Source organism: Bacillus cereus group sp. MG16, from assembly GCF_040459875.1.
Lineage (GTDB): Bacteria > Bacillota > Bacilli > Bacillales > Bacillaceae_G > Bacillus_A > Bacillus_A paranthracis.
Window position 1 is genome coordinate 4,098,701 of sequence record NZ_JARVHE010000001.1, and the last position, 18,112, is coordinate 4,116,812.

The following is an 18,112-nucleotide window of genomic DNA, read 5'->3' on the forward strand; positions in this document are numbered from 1 at the left end:
CAATAATGATTGCGGCTTCTGTTACGGTTTTCTTTTATACGTCCACTGACGGTTATGATTTGTGTTATCTGGAAACTTTTCACCAGCAGTTAGTTTTACCATTTGCGGATCTTTCACCATACTTCCCGTTTCACCAATTTCTACGTAAATGCCATCATTCGGCGCTTTTTGTCCCGAACGAAACCTACGATTTTGTCCCATTTCCATTCTCCTTCCATGACGTCTTTGCCTCATTAGTATATCCATTTTAAAAGAAAGCTTGTCTGTCATGTTTAGGAAACAAGTACTACATTTCATTCTTGTACATATACATGAATGACACAAGCTTAAAGCAGGGATTTCTTCCCTATTTGTAGAAAAAAAAGAAACCAACCTACTATAGGCCAGTTTCAAAGGAGAGTCAAACATATACGAGAAGATTACATGTTCATTATAAGCCTCATCCTACGAACAATGTAACCCTTTTCACAATTTGTCCATAATGAAAGAAACATTGTTTGAACTTTCTAAAAAGATGTTGACTTTTCTTAATTTCCAGCGAGAAATAGTAGACACCGCAACACTTTGCGACGTAAGATGGATATATAGTGAAGTTTCCATCTTTGGTGGTCTCACCCAGCTTAACCTCTTATTTCTGCATATTAAAACGGAAATACAGATCGAAACAAAAATAAATTATTATAAGAGGTGAAATTATGAACAAACAGCATTTAATCGCACTAGACTTAGACGGCACTTTATTAACAGACAACAAAATAATTTCCACTCGAACGAAACATACAATTGCAAAAGCAAAGGAACAAGGACATATTGTTGTTATCTCAACAGGTCGTCCATTCCGCGCTAGTTATGATTACTATAAAGAACTTGGTTTAAATACACCAATCGTAAACTTTAATGGCGCTTACGTACATCACCCTCTTGATTCAAAGTGGGGTACACATCACTCTCCTCTTGAGCTAGCAACAGCACAAGAAATTGTCCGAGCTTGCTTTGATTTTGGCGTAAAAAATATATACGCTGAAGTAATGGATGATGTGTATGTTCGTGAAATTGATGAAGATAAAAAACATATTTTTGAATTCGGTTCTCCAAACATTTTTACAGGAGACTTATTAAATATTTTAAACGATCATCCAACTTGCTTATTAATTGACGCACATGACGAGCATTCCAGTGCAATTCGTCAACATTTAACTGATATGCACGCTGAGGTAATCGACCATAGAAAATGGGGCGCACCTTGGCCGATTATTGAAATTGTAAAAAGCGGATTAAATAAAGCTGTTGGACTACAAAAAATTTCTAGTCATTACAACATTCCACAAGAGCGAATTATCGCTTTCGGTGATGAAGATAACGACTTTGAAATGATTGAATTTGCTGGTCACGGCATCGCAATGGGAAATGCCATCCCTGAATTAAAATCACTCGCAAACCATACGACGTTAACGAACGAAGAAGATGGTATTGCACTATATTTAGAAGAGGTTCTTGGGTTGTAATCTAAAAATTCCCTGCTTATAGTTTCTCGCCAAACGCTCATACTATCATTAGACGCAAAAGTTAGCGCGTCGATTGTTTTCAGCTAAATAAAGGGGGTTTTTCGAATGGGTAAAAAGAATAAATCAAAACGTTTTATCCAACAAGGAGCCGATGCTGTTATGAAGCATGATGCAAGATTCCCGTATAGAGGTACATTAGCTGAGGCAGAAAAAGTGAGAAGTAACTCTTCTTTTGGAGGGGTCTAAATGGGGAACTTACTATTTCAACAAGCTAGAGATGCTGTTGCAAATGCCGTATCTTGTTCAAGCGGCGCCGAGCAACAAGATCTCGTATATAGAGCAAAAAACGCTTTGCACTCTGCTTACGCAAACTCTTCAACAGCTGAAAAAGTTCAGCTACGTGAAATGCAAGAGCAGTTGCAAAACATTACGAATGCACATTAAAAAAGAGGACCAGCTTTGGTCCTCTTTAATCTTTTCGAAACAATCCGAACACCCCAACTGTTTGCAGTACGTTTGTAAATGCACCTGGGTCCACTTGTTTAATAACCCTCTCCAATTCGTACAGTTCGTAACGGGTAATAACAATCATTAACATTTCCTTATTTTCATTCGTATAAGCACCAGTTGCTGGTATAGTTGTAATCCCCCTCACTAAGCGTGAGTGAATCGCCTTTCGTACATCCGCCCCATTCTTCGTAACGATTAATGCCGTAATTTTCACATGACGCGTATGAATTGCATCGATGATTCGCGTTGACACATACAAAGTCACTAAAGTATATAATGCTTTTTCCCATCCATACACATAGCCGGCAGCGATAATGATCAGTGCATTAAAGAAGAAAAAATACGTACCGACAGGCTTGTCTTTAATCTTTGATAAAATCATGGCGATTATATCTAAACCACCTGTAGAAGCCCCCCACTTCAACGCAATCCCTACCCCGATTGCTGAAATAAGCCCACCAAAAATCGCATTTAATATGATGTCGTTTGAAACTGCTCTAACTGGGATAATTTCTAAAAACATAGTCATAAAGATAACGCAAAGAAAACTAAAGAAAGTAAAGGCCTTTCCAACCTTTTTCCAGGCTAAAATAACGACTGGAATGTTAAACAAGCTAAATAATACCCCGGTTGATATGTGAATAGATAAAAAATCACCTAATATTTGTGATAGCAATTGAGACAATCCAGCAAAGCCACTTGCATACACTTTCGCTGGCGTTAAAAATAAATTCATTCCAATCGCATTTAACAAACCTGCGACGATTACAACGATTAACTTCTTTATAAGTTCGGTATAATTCAACTTCAAATCCATTTCCAATCCACCTTCATTATTCATGAATACACTGCTATACATAGTCTTTACGAAAAAGGAAATGATAAACGTACAACGTTTAGAAATGGAGTTGATACATATGCCACATACGAGTGATAACGACAAAAAAGCACGCGATAATAATGCAAAACGCGCGCAAAAAAATGAGCAAGAACAAAAGAATATAGAGCAAGGTAAGCGTGCCTATTCTAAAAAGACCGATCACCTTTGATTCCATCGTACACCAACAATATTGTTGGTGTACTTTTTTTACAGTTTACAGGAAAAAAACATTAAAAATTCACTTCATGTTCACTTCTATATTCTACAATAGCGATAACATATTCGGATGAGGTGTTAGCATGAGAGTAAAACACATTTTCATTATTACTGCACTACTAAGTATATTAATGCTATCTGCTTGCGGACAAAAAAACGACTCAGATACAGTCGCTACAGCAACAGACTCAACCATTACGAAGAGCGACTTCGAAAAACAGTTGAAAGATCGTTACGGAAAAGACATGCTGTACGAAATGATGGCGCAAGACGTTATCACGAAAAAATATAAAGTATCTGACGATGATGTAGATAAAGAATTACAAAAAGCAAAAAATCAATACGGAGACCAATTTAAAAACGTATTGAAAAACAATGGTTTAAAAGATGAAGCTGATTTCAAAAATCAAATTAAGTTCAAACTTGCTATGAATGAAGCGATTAAGAAAAGTATTACAGAAAAAGACGTGAAAGACCACTATAAACCAGAAATTAAAGCAAGCCATATTTTAGTAAGTGACGAAAATGAAGCGAAAGAAATAAAGAAAAAATTAGATGCTGGTGCTTCATTTGAAGAACTAGCAAAACAAGAATCGCAAGACCTACTATCAAAAGAAAAAGGCGGAGACCTCGGATATTTCAATTCAGGTAGAATGGCACCTGAATTTGAAACTGCTGCCTATAAACTAAAGGTCGGACAAATTAGCAATCCCGTTACATCACCAAACGGTTATCATATTATTAAATTAACTGATAAAAAAGAATTAAAACCCTATGATGAAGTGAAAGACTCTATTCGTAAAAACTTAGAAGAAGAACGTATCTCTGACCCTATATTCGGCAAAAAACTATTGCAAGATGAATTAAAAAAAGCAAATATTAAAATAAACGATAGTGAGTTGAAAGATACGTTTACTCTTGTACATGAGCAAGGGAATTAAAAAAGCACCACCTTATAGGTAAAATATAAGGTGGTGCTTTTTATTTCCTTTATTTCTTAAAGTACGTCCAACCTTCTTCTTGGTAAACCTTTTCTTCTTTCATCAACTTACCAAGTGCACGCTTAAATGCAGCTTTACTCATATTGAAACGTTCTTTAATGTCTTCTGGATAGCTCTTATCCCAAAACGGCATTGCTCCGCCTCGTTCTTCCATATATGCATAAATCACTGCAGCATCATCTTCCATTCCTTCTTCTTTACGAGGAAGAAGGGAGATGTTAATTGTACCGTCATCTTTTACATCAATAATTCGTCCCGTTACACGTTGACCGATGCGAACTTGCTCTTTTCTTTCTGTATGATGTAAAAATGCACGGAAATGCTCATCTGTTAATACGAACGAACCAACTTGAAGTGAACGATACACACGTCCGTTTACGTTTTTATTACGCATAGATGGTGTCGCATCTACAACGATTTCTTGCATATCACTATCTCTTGCTGGAAGAGCAATAAGTCGATCACGATTCGTTAATTTTAACGTACAATATAATTCGTCTCCAACTTCTGGCCATACTGGCATATAAATTGGGAATTCATCAGCTGGAATTAGTATATCTTTTGATACACCAATATCAACAAACACACCTAAACTCGGAATAACTTCTACAACCTTTACCCAGTTCCAATCATACGTTGTAATAATTGGCTCCTTCATTGTTGCTGAAATACGATTTTGGTGATCAAGGTATAAGAATACGTCAATCGTATCGCCTTCTTCAATTTCTCCAGCTACTTCATTTTTATGTAGGAAAATTTCTTCTTCTTCATTCCCAACCATATATCCGATTTCCGTTTCGCGTAAAACAGTTACCTGTTCAATCGATCCTATTTGTAAATACATATTTTTTTAATTCCCTTCTATATATATAAAATGAACTTTTTAACTTTTTATATTTTTATCATTCCAAACAAAAGTTAATTATAACACGATTTTCTCTTTATTTGTCCAACTGCCCAAAATTCACTATAATAAAATGAGGTTACATCATTATAAGTATGAAAACACTTAAGTCTAAGCTCGTTTTCAGCTATACTTTAGTATGTACAGTACATAAAAAGATTAGAAATTTATTTGGAGGTGCTAACTATGGCAAAAGATAGTTCTTTTGACATCGTTTCGAAAGTAGAATTACCTGAAGTAACAAACGCAATTAACACTGCATTAAAAGAAATCCAAAACCGATATGACTTTAAAGGAAGTAAAAGTGATATTAAACTTGAGAAAGAAGTACTTGTTTTAACTTCTGACGATGAGTTCAAATTAGAGCAAGTAAAAGACGTTCTTATTTCTAAACTCGTAAAACGTAACGTTCCAATTAAGAACTTAGATTACGGAAAAGTTGAAGCGGCGGCTGGTAACACTGTTCGCCAACGCGCAACACTTCAACAAGGTATCGATAAAGATAACGCAAAAAAAATTAACAACATCATTAAAGAAATGAAATTAAAAGTAAAAACACAAGTACAAGATGATCAAGTACGTGTTACAGCGAAAAGCCGTGATGACTTACAAGCAGTTATCGCAGCAGTTCGCAGCGCTGACTTACCGATTGACGTACAATTTATTAACTACCGCTAAAAAGAAAAACATCCTCTATGTAGAGGATGTTTTTCTTTTTAGCGTGTAAAAATCTAAGCTTACGGGCAATCGGATAAATTTTATGCATAAATGAAGAAGACCCTTTTAAAAATCGGAACAAAAACCTCCCTCTCCAATCAAATGTAACAAATTATGAGTATATGAATATTTTCCACCCTTTCCTGTAATGTAAAATTAGTAAGGAATTTATTTTATGAAAAATGTTAATTAAAAAGAGTTAGAAGTGGTTATTTGAAGAAATTAATACTATGTTTTTTATTAACTACATTCTGTCTATATATTGCAGGGTGTTCTAATAATATAACTACACCTGGGGATACATCTAAAACTTCAACACCTGCGAATTGTAAATACATCAACAAAGCTTGGTATAAGAAACCTACGAACTGTAATAATCGATGATATAAGTCATAAAAAAGACACCATAAGGTGCTTTTTTTATAGAGAATAATAAGATGTTCATCAGAAATTATGAGTGATTTTTTTATTTTGTTGTTCAAAATATTTTTCTTTAACTATTTTTATCAGATCTTCTTTTTCTGTTAGTTCAAAGATAAATAATGCTTTTTTCATATTATCAGCTACATCTTCTTCATTACATTGTTTCAGCTTTAGCATGTTCCAAGCTTTCCCATAGTATAATTCGCCTAATAAATATAAAGTATTTAGATTAATAGCTAATTTAATACCCATATCATTGTATTTTATTGCCTCTTCATGTTGATTTGCATGACCTAACATTTTCCCTAAATTAAAAATGATTTTTAATTTAACCTCTTTATCTCTAGGGAAATCTAACTTATTAAAATTAGTTAAACATCTTCTTAATATAGTAATACTCTTTTCATATTCTTTATTTGCCCAATGAAATATAGCCATCGACTGCATAATATCTATTTCTCTTTCCGATAAAAAATCACCATTCGTTACAGTTAGTTTTAGTGCATTATTTAAAAGATTTAAAGCAGTTTTTATTGATTTATTCACATAAAATATAGCAATCGCTTCATGCCATATTAGAAATTGTTTATCTTCTTTTAACTGGAAATTATTTTCGGTTTTCTCTTGTTTCACTATTTCATAAAGTTCATTATATTGTTTTTGTTTTGTACAATCTCTCATTACACATTTTACATTTTCTACATATTTTAGTTTTTTGTTTTGAGTTAGTGCGAAAATATGATTTGAATCAATACCAAGTCTTTCAGATAATTGATATAACAATACGCTAGATGGATAAATCATACCTTTTTCTATTTTGCTAATTTGACTTTGCGAACATATTCCATGACACAATTCAGATTGTGATATATTCTTTTTCATTCTAAGTTCTTTAATGGTAATACCCAAATCGTAAAATTCCATTTTTCCTCCTCAAATATAGCCCTCAATGAGTAACAAAATACTTTTCACCCTTTAATGTAATGTAAAATTAGTATATTTTCAATTATTGTTGCTTCTATCGATTTTTTTACTTCTTTGCTCAGTTGCATCTCGAGGTGAGAGTCTTACTTCAAAGAAAAACAGACTAGAGAGAAAGTTTTCTCCTTAGCCTGTCCCACCAAACAAATTTCCCATCGTCACTGTTATCCCCAAAATACAGAATTACGAATACGATAAGAAGACTTAAACATCTCACCCCATCACGCACTTTTAATTGAACACAAAAGAGAATATCCCCTTATTTCCGCCTCTTTTTAACCACAATTAAAAAAGCAATAAACAATACGTTCACACCGACGATTAAAGAAATAAATAGCCAATTCACACCTGTTTCCCCGTTAACTTTATACACATTCGATTCCTCACGCTTTAAAACGAGATAAAATTTTCCGTTTTCTTCTCTTATAATTTCATCTTCTAACAATCCCCTTAGCTCTTGTTTTTCACCAATCGCACTTGCAGGTAAAGCAACTTTTTGTGTTTCTTTCGTATTATTAATCGCTACTACTGTCACTTCATCTTTATACTTTCTCTTTAGTACACTCATTCCATCTTTATCGTATAGAAGCTCAAACGTACCGCGGCGTAAAGATGGCCTCGCTTGTCTAAGCTCACCGAGTTTCGTTATGTGTTGCATAAACTTTTCATCTGATTTGAAGTCCATTAATCGTCTATTATCTGGCGTACCTCCTCCATCCAATGCAATTTCAGTTCCGTAATAAAAATTCGGAATACCTGGTGTTGTTAATAAATATGTAAGAGCTAGTTTCAAACGAGATGGTGGATAATTCATATTCTCTTTTGCAATACGAGCAAATCTTTTTGTATCTTGATTATCTAAAAATGTAGCGGCTGCTCCGTCTTTTTTACTTACATCATATAAAGGTTTCACCGATACGTCCGCTTTGGAAAACGCATCTACTATTTTTTCGTTGTATTCACTATCTTCTTTTGTTATAACTCGAAAATCTTTCTTTATCACTTGCATATCTTTTTGCACATCATCCCAAAAAGCAGGCGACTTTTTTTCACTATGTATTACATAACTTGCATCTAAATCAACTTCTTTGATCCACCATTTCATCGAGTCGATTACTTGTTGTTCGTTTTCTCCAAGCGGAAATTGAAATACAACTTTCATTCCTTTTGCATGAGCTTCTTGCACAAGTTCTTTCACATCATTTTCTGTTCCGAAATGTTCATTTACCTTCTGAAAATTGCGCACGTCTACCCCATCGTATTTTACACTTTCAAAAAGCGGCGAAAGCATAACAGTAGTAAATCCCATTTTTTTTATGTAATCCAGTCTTTTTATAATACCTCTTATATCTCCGCCCTGATATCCTTCTAAATTGCCAACTTCTAACTGTTTGTCATTTTTCGGTTCCCCATTATTAAAACGATCAATCATAATGGAATATATAACTTCGTCTCGCCACTCTCTTTTTTCGTCTGCAAATGTATGTATTGGTACAAACAAAACGACAGCTAAACAAAAACAAATGAATAGTTTCCTAGTATGTATTTTCCCCACACGCATCCCCCATGTATTTTAATTGTAAGAATATTATACCAATTATCCAAACGAATCGCATACTTTGATTTCATTCTTATCAAATTAACACATGTTAGATTTTCTAACATTACATATAAAATTTTCTGAATTTTTAGTTGATTTTTCTTTTTATTTCGAATATGATATGAAACATAACAAATTGATGTTATTTTTTCTAACATTATAGGAGGAGAGAGAATGAATACAGGAGATACAGTTTTTATGTTTGTAGCGACAGTAATGGTCATGTTAATGACACCAGGATTAGCACTTTTTTATGGAGGTATGGTTCGCAGTAAAAACGTACTCAGTACGACAATGCATAGTTATAGCGCAATGGCTATCGTTTCGATTCAATGGATTGTAATTGGTTATTCTTTATCATTCGGACCAGATTGGCACGGACTTATCGGCACATTCGATTGGTTCGGTTTAAACGGAGTTAGCTACGCACCAAATCCAGACTACTCATCTACTATTCCTCACAATTTATTTATGATGTTTCAACTCATGTTTGCTATTCTAACCCCCGCTCTAATTTCAGGAGCATTTGCCGAAAGAATGCGATTTTCAGCTTTCCTTATTTTCATCCTTCTATGGACAACAATCGTTTACAATCCTGTCGCTCATTGGGTATGGGGCGTTGGCGGATGGCTAAGAGAACTTGGCGCATTAGACTTCGCTGGCGGTAATGTCGTTCATATTACATCTGGCGTGGCTGGCCTCGTATTAGCTATTTTCCTTGGAAAACGCAAAAACATAAACGGTTCGTCTCCTCATCATTTACCATTTACAATGTTAGGCGCTGGGCTACTATGGTTCGGCTGGTTCGGTTTTAACGTCGGAAGCGCATTATCTTTAAATGATGTAGCTTTAACTGCATTTATTAATACAAATATAGCTGCCGCTGCCTCCGCATTAACTTGGATGCTTTCAGAGTGGTTCTTCCAATCAAAACCGACCGCGATGGGAGCTGCTTGCGGCGTTGTTTCCGGTCTAGTCGCTATTACACCAGCTTGCGGGTTCGTTACACCTTTCTCAGCTCTTCTTATCGGAGCAATTGGCGGCGTATTATGCTTCGGAGCGGTCTTTTTCTTAAAAACAAAATTCGGATACGACGATACACTCGATGCATTTGGATGTCACGGCATCGGCGGAACTTGGGGCGGCATTGCGACAGGACTATTTGCAACTACCACCGTAAACAGTGATGGCGCTAACGGATTATTTTACGGAAACGCCGCGCTGCTGTTTAAACAACTTATAGCAATCGGCGCAACATATGCGTTCACAATTATAATGACGTACGCGATTATTAAAGCAATTAACTTCTTCCTCCCTGTCCGGGTAGATGAGCACGAGGAACATATGGGACTTGATATTTCAATGCATGGGGAGAAAGCTTATGAGTATACTGAGCGAGTGAACTAAAAAAGAGATGCAATCTATTGATAGTAGATTGCATCTCTTTTTATCATACTGCCGGTATCATACCCCAAGTGGTATTAACATAAATATATCAGCGATTCTTCGGATATATCGACGATTTTTCAAATATATCAGCGATTATTTCAATATATCGACGTTTCGACACAAGATATCGATTTACCAACAAATTCCGACATAACGAAACTGAAGAATACCCGCGTGTAACTTTACATAAACAAAAAAGACGACCGTTTCATAACAGTCGTCTTTTCCGATTTATTTCGGAGCATTCCCTACATATTGCGTAATATCAACATTTAATGATTGCGCTAAACGCATACCGTACTCTTGATCTGCACGGAAGAAGTTACAAACAGCTAGTAATTTCGTGCGTTCATTTACGTCTTTTAAGTCATTTGTTAAGTTTGCAATTAAGTTATCTTGCTCTTCTTTAGAGAATGAACGGTAACGCTCACCTGCTTGTTTGAAGTCATTTGGTTTGTCAATTTTTTCACGAGATACATAACCTTCTACTTTCATAGTTGAATCGCGGTAAGCTGGGTCTTCAACTGGATTTTCAGCATGACGGCTCGGTTCGTAGTTGATTGTAGATGGGTTTTGATTTATTTGCATCGCACCATCACGTTGTTGGTTATGAACAGCTGCATATGGGCAGTTTACAGGAATTTGTAAGTAGTTTGCACCAAGGCGATAACGCTGTGTATCTGGATAAGAGAATAAACGACCTTGTAATAATTTATCTTCAGATGGTTCAATACCATTTACAGTTGCACTTGGAGAGAACGCCACTTGTTCTACTTCCGCAAAGAAGTTTTTCGGGTTACGATTTAACGTCATTGTCCCTACTTCCATTAATGGGAAACGATCTTCTGGCCAAACTTTCGTCGGATCTAACGGATCGAAATCTAAAGAATCCGTTTCTTCTAGTTGCATTACTTGTACGTGTAAATCCCACTTCGGATAATTTCCTTTTTCGATTGCATCGAATAAGTCACGAGTTGCATGGTTGAAGTCTTTTCCTTGTACTTCTTGCACTTCTTTTGCACTTAAGTTACGTACACCTTGCTGTGGTTTCCAGTGATATTTAATGTAGACGATTTTACCTTCTGCATTAATCCATTTGAATGAATGTACACCGAAACCTTCCATTTCACGATAGCTTGCTGGTGTACCGTAATCAGAAAATACCCATGTCATCATATGTGTAGATTCTGGACTTAACGTCATGAAATCCCAGTAACGATCTGGTGTTTGAATATTTGTATCAGGTGCTGGTTTTAAAGAATGCACCATATCAGGGAATTTAATTGCATCACGAATGAAGAAGACCGGTAAATGATTACCTACGATATCATAGTTTCCTTCTTCTGTATAAAATTTAACAGCGAACCCACGTGGATCACGTGCTGTTTCAGGAGAACCTTGACCATGAATAACCGTTGAAAAACGAACAAACACAGGTGTTTCAGTTCCTTCATTTTGTAAAAATGCTGCTTTCGTATATTTCTTCATGCTGTTTTTCGTTACGAATACACCGTGAGCACCTGCACCACGTGCATGCACAACACGCTCTGGAATACGTTCACGATCAAAGTGAGCTAGTTTTTCTACTAAATGATAGTCTTCTAATAATACTGGTCCACGGCGACCAGCTGTACGAGAATTTTGGTTATCTCCGACCGGAGCACCTTGGTTTGTTGTTAAGCGATTATTTGGATTCATCTAGGGGGATCCTCCTCTTTCTTTCATAGTAATTATTATTTATTTAAAATTATTATAAATTAATTATTATTCAAAATTAGTTCTTTGTCAACTATTTCTTTCATTTTTTTGGAAACAATTGTAGCTAAACAATCAATAAATATAGATTGTGCATTCGGCATATTTGGTCTAAAATACGCAGCATTTAATTCATCCGTCACAACTTTACACTCGTAATCGTTGTCATATAAAACTTCTAAATGCTCTGCCACAAAACCGACTGGGCAATATATGAAAGCTTCATATCTATGATCTTCAAATAAATCTCTCGTTAAATCTTGTACATCCGGTCCAATCCATGGATCAGATGTATTTCCGGCACTTTGCCAACCAATTGTATAGTTTTGAATATTTGCAGCTGCTGCGATTAAATCCGCTGTATGCTGCAATTGCTCCACATAAGGATCACCTGCTGCAATAATTTTTTCTGGTAAACTATGCGCTGAAAAAATTACGACCGCTTTCTCTTTATCTTCAATTTTTGTAAATGTTTCTTTTATTTGATCTGCCCAATACGAAATAAACTTCGGTTCATCGTACCATTGGTCAATCGGCTCAATAACAGGACCACCTATTTCCTCCGAGAGACGAATTGCACGCTCGTTATATGCCTTAATGCTAAAGGTAGAATAATGCGGCGCTAATACGATACTAATCGCTTGCTCAATTCCATCGCGCTTCATCTCTTCTACTGCATCTTCTATAAACGGAGCAGTATGTTTTAAGCCTAAGTAACAATTAAATTCATACTCTGTAAACATATTATTCATTGAGTCTGTTAATTTATGCGCTTGCTCTTTCGTAATTTTTGCAAGCGGTGAAATTCCACCAATCGCTTTATAGCGTCCAATTAAATCTTGGAGTGCTTCTTCGGACGGCTTACGCCCATGACGAATATGTGTATAATATGCCTCTACTCCATCTAATGAATCCGGCGTTCCATACGCCATTACGAGTAAACCTATTTTTTTCTTTTTCATCTATATAACACCTCAATTTTATAAAGTGAAACTTTAATCAGTGGGGAGGTTCTTCATCCCCCACTGATTATTAGTTGAACCAATCGGACTTTTATGGGCAGTTGATCCCCCACCTAAATTGTTTTCTTTCGCTGAATTTTGAGGTGGGGGTCTTACTGCCCATTAAAGCGGGATAAATGAGAATCTTTTTCAAGAACATTTGTTTCCAATTATAACAACTAATAATAAGTACGTAAAGATAATTATTCTAAATAAGTATTTTTTCTAATATGATTTTGAATTTTATATGACAATTTATTTAATAAAAAGCGACTTACTTATAAAGTAAGTCGCTTTTCTCCTATTCTTTAATATTTACTCCATATTCTTTAAACCAAACGTGAATTTGTGCTAAATGAGCTAAAAGTTGTGGCCCAGTCATTAATTGACCATACCATGGCGTTTGGAATGCACTGCCGCCTGACTCAATTAATCCACTCAGCTGTTCTTTATCAAATAGCTCGTGTAAAATCGAGCCTTTATCTGTTAATAAATCTTGTATCCATACTGTTACTGCTTTCGTATAGTGCGGATTATGTGTTTTTGGATACGGGCTCTTCTTTCTATATAATATCTCATTTGGAAGTAACCCTTCTAACGCTTTACGCAATAGACCTTTTTCGCGGTTTTTATACATTTTCATTTCCCAAGGAATATTCCACGCATATTCGACAAGACGATGATCTGCAAATGGAACACGTACTTCTAAGCTCGCCCCCATACTCATACGGTCTTTTCTGTCTAATAATGTTGTCATAAACCATACCATATTTAAATAAAATAATTGGCGTCTTTTCGCTTCTAGCGGACTTTCCCCATCTAAAATAGGAACTTCTTGAATCGATTCCTCATAACGCTGTTGCACATATTGTTGTAAATTTAATTTATTTCTCCATTCTTTCTTTAGCAATTGTTCACGCGCTTCTGTAGAACGCATCCACGGAAATGCGCTCGATTGTAAATCATCTTCTCTATAAAACCACGGATAACCACCAAATATTTCATCTGCACATTCCCCAGATAAACCGACGACAAAATCTTGTTTAATTTCGCGGCAAAACCATAATAATGACGAATCGATATCTGCCATACCAGGCAAATCACGAACGAGTACTGCTTCTGTTAAATACCGCGCTAATTGTTCATTTGAAATGACGCAGCGATGATGGATCGTTTGAAACGTCTCCGTCATCAAATGAATAAATGGTGCATCTGAATTTGGCTGAAACGCATTTGCTTTAAAGTATTTGTCATTATCTTCGTAATCAACCGAATATGTGTGTAATTGACCTTTTCCCGATCTTTCGTATTCTTTTGCAGCAATTGCTGTTATAGCGCTTGAATCTACACCGCCTGATAAAAAAGTACATAATGGTACATCAGAAACGAGCTGCCTTGTAATCGCATCTTGTAATAAAAAGCGTGTTTTTTCTACTGTTTCTTCAAAGGAATCTTCATGCTTTTTACTTTCTACATTCCAATATCTCCATATGCATAAACCGTTCTTTGAAAATGTCATCGCATGACCTGGACGTAATTCTTTTATACCAGCATAAATGCCGTGGCCAGGCGTTCTAGATGGTCCAAGGCCAAATATTTCAGATAATCCTTCTAACGTCACTTCCGCCTTCACATCTGGATGCGCCAATATCGCTTTTAACTCTGAGCCAAATAGTAATCGCCCACTGTCATATTTATAAAATAGTGGTTTTACCCCTAATCGATCGCGCGCAATAAACACTTGTTCTTTCTGTTCATCCCATACAGCAAACGCATATATACCGTTTAAATGATCGACACATTCTTCTTTCCATTCGATATAAGAAGCTAACAATACTTCCGTATCAGAGTGACCTTTGAACGTATATCCTCTTCTTAATAGTTCCTTTCGAATGTCTTCCGTGTTATAAAGTTCGCCGTTATAGCAAATTGCATAATTTGCTTCATCTTTTAAACAAGTCATCGGTTGTTTCCCGCCTTCAGGATCAACAACGATTAACCGTTTATGTCCAAATGCAACATTGCCTTTAATCCAAACTTTATTATCATCTGGACCACGCTTCGCTAACGTCTCAGCCATCTTCGTAACGACGTCCCGTTCTCCTTCTAATGAGCGTTTATAATCCACCCATCCTGTAATCCCGCACATATAAATCATCCTTCCATCTTATTTCTTTTCTTGAACGTGCAGTAATCCCCACCTTAAGAGTGCGGATTTAAAAATAAAAAAATTGCCGATAACCTACTACCCACATATGGAATAGCATCTTCACTCAGTAAAACGTGTTTTATTGTATGCCCGCCTATGTCCGGATGTGTCTAGTTATAAAGAATGCACGAACTGTCTATAACAGAGATAACTACTTTTCATAAAGACCTGCGGTAGTATGTCAACTGAAAAACAACAGAATTTTTAGTTATCAAAGTACTATTTATTTAAAAAAGACATCACGAAACTAGACCAGTAATACATGTAATTTACTGGAAATTAATTGAAAGGTAGCGATGACAAGTTTTATGTCACACTTTCACGCACCTTTCTGGCGTAAAGAGTTGGTGACTACGTAGTAGCGCATCCACCAATCGCACAAGTTTTCTTGCGGTTAGAACGAGTGCACGTTTGTGTTGATGTTTTGGTACTTCATTATATTTTTTCACGTAATATTCTTGGTAATCAGATACATGCCTTCTTACAGAGTTGGCGGCTTCAACTAAGTAATACCGCAAGTAATGATTTCCATTACGAGATAATGAAGTGTTTTCTGCGGTGAATCGACCAGACTGGTGCGTACGCCAATATAATCCGGCATATTTTGCTACCTTGGTTTCATCATCAAATCTTTCGATTTGACCAATTTCAGCGAGAATACCGGCGGCGAACACAGGTCCGACTCCAGGAATGGATTCAAGTGTTTGAGGCAATCCAGCCATGATTCGCTTAATGGATTTTTCTAGTTCTTTGATTTGTTGTTGATAGGTACGAATGACCGCAATAGATGTTCCGAGAAGGACATCGATGGAGTCTTCCACAACCTTATCCAAACGATAGGAAGAGCGAACAGCCTTTTGAATGGTTGATGCCACACATTTTGGGTCACCAAATCGGTTTTTTCCTTTCACTTGTAGGAACTCAGCGAGTTCCTCTAAAGGCATGTTGGCTAGCTCTTCTAGACTGAATTTTTCAAGGAACAATTCCATCATGGCGTTGCCAAATATAGAAGAGTCCACCTCTTGTGAGAACGTATTACATTTATAACTTAGGTGTTGTAAAAAATGTTGTTTTTCCTTTGTCAACATTCTAACGAGCTGATAACGAGATCTTGTCAATTGCTGTAGTGCCACATACTGGCTTTCTTTTACGATAGACATTTGATTTCTTCCGAACCGTAAATAGTCAGCGATGACGAAGGCATCAATCTCGTCTGTTTTATCCATGTCAGAATAGCTTTTCTTGAAGTTTGCAATTTGTTTTGGATTCATTAGAAAGACTTTTGCTCCAAAGCTTTGTAAGTCTTCATCATAGTGAAGAAACATAGATGGATGAAAACTATAAACAGATGTGGATTCTAAGCCGATTTTAAAGGTTTCAACCTCTTGAGTGGCTATACGTTGTAATAATCGCTCTTTAAGCGCTGTGGCACCTGGTAAATCATTATTGACTGAAAAGGAGTCTAGCTTTTCTCCTTCACCATTTAGAATACAAGCTTTTATATCAAACGAACTTACATCTAGACCAACAAATAATCTCACGTAAGAGACCTCCTTTCGATTTAGAATCATTTCTTGGACGCCTCGAGATATCTCTAGTGTGTACGCCGACCAACAACCTCGTGTATGAGAGCTTGTCCTGAATCGAAAGCCGCCCTAGAGCTACTAACATCTAGGTTCGAGGGTCAGGCTGCTCAGCCTGCGAGTAGGGAGTCCCGCACGTTCACTGAGAAACACTCTTTTTTATGTGGTATATCCACAGGAGAAATTAGAATTGTCCCAAATGATCCTACAATCATTATCTAGAAATATCTTGAGACATCCAAGTATTAATTTACGGGTCTCTTATTAAGGGAATTTAAAGCTGAAATAACAGCTTAAATATAATATACGAGGAGAAATCGTGTATGATACAACGTAAACATATTTTATATAACCAGCCCCGCGCTCATACAGTCGGTAATGTAGAATATATAAACAATGAATGGATATTCTTTGATGACGAAAATGAGGAAGCATTTTTATTAGAAGAGATTGCCGAAGATGGCTTTGAGATTTTATATAACAACAACTGGCTACCAGCGCGTTTCTATGAACAAGATGTATTACAAATCGCCGACGAACAGCACCACCTGCAAAACGGGGAAATGATACGAATTCGAAAAAAATTACTTCTTAGTTATACGGAATGGCTTGAGGAGTTACCTGACTCTGTCTTTGCCTTATTAACAGAGGCATTGCAATCACTTCATTACTCTTTATATGATTGCATGTATTGTCATAATTATTTATCTTTCTTACCGAAAGAGGAGGCATGCGAAGGAGTAAATATTCTTTTATTTGATAACGAAGAGATGATTTGTGCATTGCAGCACCATTTCGTTCGTCACGCTACGTCAAATAAAAATATGTTTCGTTTTACAAAAGTGAACGGAGAAGAGTTGCATATCGATGCGACATAAAATAAAAAACCACCTTATCTCCCAAGTCTTTGAGATTATAAGGTGGTTTTATTTTCTTTATTAGAATACTTTCCAACCAATCGGTAATTTCAGTCCTAGATAAATTACCGCTACTAGCGCGACAATAAATAAGCCCCAAACCGCCCCTGTTGGTTTGTTTTTGCTCATTTTTACAAGAACCATTTCCATTCCACCGATTACTAATATACCAGCTAACATTTTTAAACCGTACCACATGTGCATGCTACCTGTTGCAGTCTTCATAATACTCATGTACAACATGAAACCTGTCACAATAATGATAATGTACATAAGACGAAGCCCCATATGTACACCTTTCCCTTTTCTTCCTGCTGAATAAAGTGAATACGCAACAAAGAATAAAATTAAACCTAACGCCCATGCTGTAATATGCATATGTACCATCGTATCCCTTACCTCCTCTTTTCACACTTTTTCACACTATATGATAACATGTTCATTTATTTTCAGGAAATGTT

The 18,112-nt window shown here is 36.2% G+C and carries 18 protein-coding genes; 8 read left to right on the plus strand and 10 right to left on the minus strand.

Translation table 11 applies throughout. The features are described 5' to 3' along the window. Positions 1-21: 21 nt before the first annotated feature. Complete coding sequence (locus QCI73_RS21290; protein ID WP_000531421.1) at positions 22-201, minus strand: YjzC family protein; 180 nt, start codon at positions 199-201, stop codon at positions 22-24. A gap of 494 nt (positions 202-695) precedes the next feature. Here QCI73_RS21290 and QCI73_RS21295 point away from each other — a divergent pair, with 494 nt between their 5' ends. The 3 genes from QCI73_RS21295 (at position 696) to QCI73_RS21305 (ending at position 1,949) form a co-directional block, all read left to right on the plus strand. Beyond that, entirely contained in the window at positions 696-1,505 is an 810-nt protein-coding gene (locus QCI73_RS21295; protein ID WP_001041235.1) for a Cof-type HAD-IIB family hydrolase, read from the plus strand. Between the two features lie 105 nt (positions 1,506-1,610). Beyond that, complete coding sequence (locus tag QCI73_RS21300; protein ID WP_070805481.1) at positions 1,611-1,751, plus strand: competence protein; 141 nt, start codon at positions 1,611-1,613, stop codon at positions 1,749-1,751. Next, positions 1,752-1,949, plus strand: coding sequence for a DUF3813 domain-containing protein (locus QCI73_RS21305; protein WP_000527392.1), 198 nt, complete (start codon positions 1,752-1,754; stop codon positions 1,947-1,949). It begins immediately after the preceding gene. 25 nt (positions 1,950-1,974) lie between these two features. On the opposite strand, the gene QCI73_RS21310 is transcribed toward QCI73_RS21305, so the two are convergent. Then, the gene (locus tag QCI73_RS21310) at positions 1,975-2,832 is read right to left on the minus strand and encodes a YitT family protein (protein WP_000364453.1); all 858 of its coding nucleotides are present in this window, start codon (positions 2,830-2,832) and stop codon (positions 1,975-1,977) included. Between the two features lie 100 nt (positions 2,833-2,932). Between QCI73_RS21310 and QCI73_RS21315 the strand changes: the two genes are divergently transcribed. Then, positions 2,933-3,064, plus strand: coding sequence for a DUF3941 domain-containing protein (locus tag QCI73_RS21315; RefSeq protein ID WP_001120845.1), 132 nt, complete (start codon positions 2,933-2,935; stop codon positions 3,062-3,064). 130 nt (positions 3,065-3,194) lie between these two features. Continuing rightward, on the plus strand, positions 3,195-4,052 hold the full coding sequence (gene prsA / locus QCI73_RS21320) for a peptidylprolyl isomerase PrsA (protein WP_070805480.1): 858 nt from the start codon (positions 3,195-3,197) through the stop codon (positions 4,050-4,052). Between the two features lie 49 nt (positions 4,053-4,101). On the opposite strand, the gene QCI73_RS21325 is transcribed toward prsA, so the two are convergent. Next, positions 4,102-4,956, minus strand: coding sequence for a CvfB family protein (locus tag QCI73_RS21325; RefSeq protein WP_000281266.1), 855 nt, complete (start codon positions 4,954-4,956; stop codon positions 4,102-4,104). A gap of 246 nt (positions 4,957-5,202) precedes the next feature. On the opposite strand from QCI73_RS21325, the gene QCI73_RS21330 reads away from it, so the two are divergent. Next, positions 5,203-5,694, plus strand: coding sequence for a YajQ family cyclic di-GMP-binding protein (locus QCI73_RS21330; protein ID WP_001040153.1), 492 nt, complete (start codon positions 5,203-5,205; stop codon positions 5,692-5,694). A gap of 483 nt (positions 5,695-6,177) precedes the next feature. Here the strand turns inward: QCI73_RS21330 and QCI73_RS21335 are convergent, their stop codons facing one another. Continuing rightward, positions 6,178-7,080, minus strand: coding sequence for a helix-turn-helix domain-containing protein (locus tag QCI73_RS21335; RefSeq protein WP_262725109.1), 903 nt, complete (start codon positions 7,078-7,080; stop codon positions 6,178-6,180). Positions 7,081-7,396: 316 nt separating this feature from the next. Further along, positions 7,397-8,698, minus strand: coding sequence for an alpha-amylase family glycosyl hydrolase (locus QCI73_RS21340; protein ID WP_262725108.1), 1,302 nt, complete (start codon positions 8,696-8,698; stop codon positions 7,397-7,399). A gap of 213 nt (positions 8,699-8,911) precedes the next feature. Between QCI73_RS21340 and QCI73_RS21345 the strand changes: the two genes are divergently transcribed. Continuing rightward, on the plus strand, positions 8,912-10,144 hold the full coding sequence (locus QCI73_RS21345) for an ammonium transporter (RefSeq protein WP_139896073.1): 1,233 nt from the start codon (positions 8,912-8,914) through the stop codon (positions 10,142-10,144). A 273-nt stretch (positions 10,145-10,417) separates the two neighbouring features. Here the strand turns inward: QCI73_RS21345 and katB are convergent, their stop codons facing one another. The 4 genes from katB to QCI73_RS21365 all read right to left on the minus strand — a co-directional run bounded on the left by katB (position 10,418) and on the right by QCI73_RS21365 (position 16,692). After that, positions 10,418-11,884 (minus strand): catalase KatB, encoded by a 1,467-nt coding sequence (katB, locus tag QCI73_RS21350; RefSeq protein ID WP_071723888.1) that lies wholly within the window; start codon positions 11,882-11,884, stop codon positions 10,418-10,420. Between the two features lie 59 nt (positions 11,885-11,943). Then, positions 11,944-12,903, minus strand: coding sequence for a ferrochelatase (gene hemH / locus QCI73_RS21355; RefSeq protein WP_353823686.1), 960 nt, complete (start codon positions 12,901-12,903; stop codon positions 11,944-11,946). A gap of 340 nt (positions 12,904-13,243) precedes the next feature. Further along, entirely contained in the window at positions 13,244-15,091 is a 1,848-nt protein-coding gene (gene asnB, locus QCI73_RS21360; protein ID WP_353823687.1) for an asparagine synthase (glutamine-hydrolyzing), read from the minus strand. A 371-nt stretch (positions 15,092-15,462) separates the two neighbouring features. After that, positions 15,463-16,692 (minus strand): IS110 family RNA-guided transposase, encoded by a 1,230-nt coding sequence (locus QCI73_RS21365; protein ID WP_127063753.1) that lies wholly within the window; start codon positions 16,690-16,692, stop codon positions 15,463-15,465. Positions 16,693-17,057: 365 nt separating this feature from the next. On the opposite strand from QCI73_RS21365, the gene QCI73_RS21370 reads away from it, so the two are divergent. Further along, a complete protein-coding gene (locus QCI73_RS21370) occupies positions 17,058-17,612 on the plus strand; it encodes a DUF2777 domain-containing protein (RefSeq protein WP_327923505.1) in 555 nt (184 codons plus the stop codon). Between the two features lie 60 nt (positions 17,613-17,672). On the opposite strand, the gene QCI73_RS21375 is transcribed toward QCI73_RS21370, so the two are convergent. After that, the gene (locus QCI73_RS21375; protein ID WP_098923561.1) at positions 17,673-18,038 is read right to left on the minus strand and encodes a YisL family protein; all 366 of its coding nucleotides are present in this window, start codon (positions 18,036-18,038) and stop codon (positions 17,673-17,675) included. Between the last annotated feature and the right edge of the window lie 74 nt (positions 18,039-18,112).

Bases quoted from the DNA above. Each gene is read 5' to 3' on its own strand.
- QCI73_RS21290 (WP_000531421.1), bottom strand. From the start codon at position 201: ATGGGACAAAATCGTAGGTTTCGTTCGGGACAAAAAGCGCCGAATGAT.
- QCI73_RS21295 (WP_001041235.1), top strand. From the start codon at position 696: ATGAACAAACAGCATTTAATCGCACTAGACTTAGACGGCACTTTATTA.
- QCI73_RS21300 (WP_070805481.1), top strand. From the start codon at position 1,611: ATGGGTAAAAAGAATAAATCAAAACGTTTTATCCAACAAGGAGCCGAT.
- QCI73_RS21305 (WP_000527392.1), top strand. From the start codon at position 1,752: ATGGGGAACTTACTATTTCAACAAGCTAGAGATGCTGTTGCAAATGCC.
- QCI73_RS21310 (WP_000364453.1), bottom strand. From the start codon at position 2,832: ATGGATTTGAAGTTGAATTATACCGAACTTATAAAGAAGTTAATCGTT.
- QCI73_RS21315 (WP_001120845.1), top strand. From the start codon at position 2,933: ATGCCACATACGAGTGATAACGACAAAAAAGCACGCGATAATAATGCA.
- prsA (WP_070805480.1), top strand. From the start codon at position 3,195: ATGAGAGTAAAACACATTTTCATTATTACTGCACTACTAAGTATATTA.
- QCI73_RS21325 (WP_000281266.1), bottom strand. From the start codon at position 4,956: ATGTATTTACAAATAGGATCGATTGAACAGGTAACTGTTTTACGCGAA.
- QCI73_RS21330 (WP_001040153.1), top strand. From the start codon at position 5,203: ATGGCAAAAGATAGTTCTTTTGACATCGTTTCGAAAGTAGAATTACCT.
- QCI73_RS21335 (WP_262725109.1), bottom strand. From the start codon at position 7,080: ATGGAATTTTACGATTTGGGTATTACCATTAAAGAACTTAGAATGAAA.
- QCI73_RS21340 (WP_262725108.1), bottom strand. From the start codon at position 8,698: ATGCGTGTGGGGAAAATACATACTAGGAAACTATTCATTTGTTTTTGT.
- QCI73_RS21345 (WP_139896073.1), top strand. From the start codon at position 8,912: ATGAATACAGGAGATACAGTTTTTATGTTTGTAGCGACAGTAATGGTC.
- katB (WP_071723888.1), bottom strand. From the start codon at position 11,884: ATGAATCCAAATAATCGCTTAACAACAAACCAAGGTGCTCCGGTCGGA.
- hemH (WP_353823686.1), bottom strand. From the start codon at position 12,903: ATGAAAAAGAAAAAAATAGGTTTACTCGTAATGGCGTATGGAACGCCG.
- asnB (WP_353823687.1), bottom strand. From the start codon at position 15,091: ATGTGCGGGATTACAGGATGGGTGGATTATAAACGCTCATTAGAAGGA.
- QCI73_RS21370 (WP_327923505.1), top strand. From the start codon at position 17,058: ATGATACAACGTAAACATATTTTATATAACCAGCCCCGCGCTCATACA.
- QCI73_RS21375 (WP_098923561.1), bottom strand. From the start codon at position 18,038: ATGGTACATATGCATATTACAGCATGGGCGTTAGGTTTAATTTTATTC.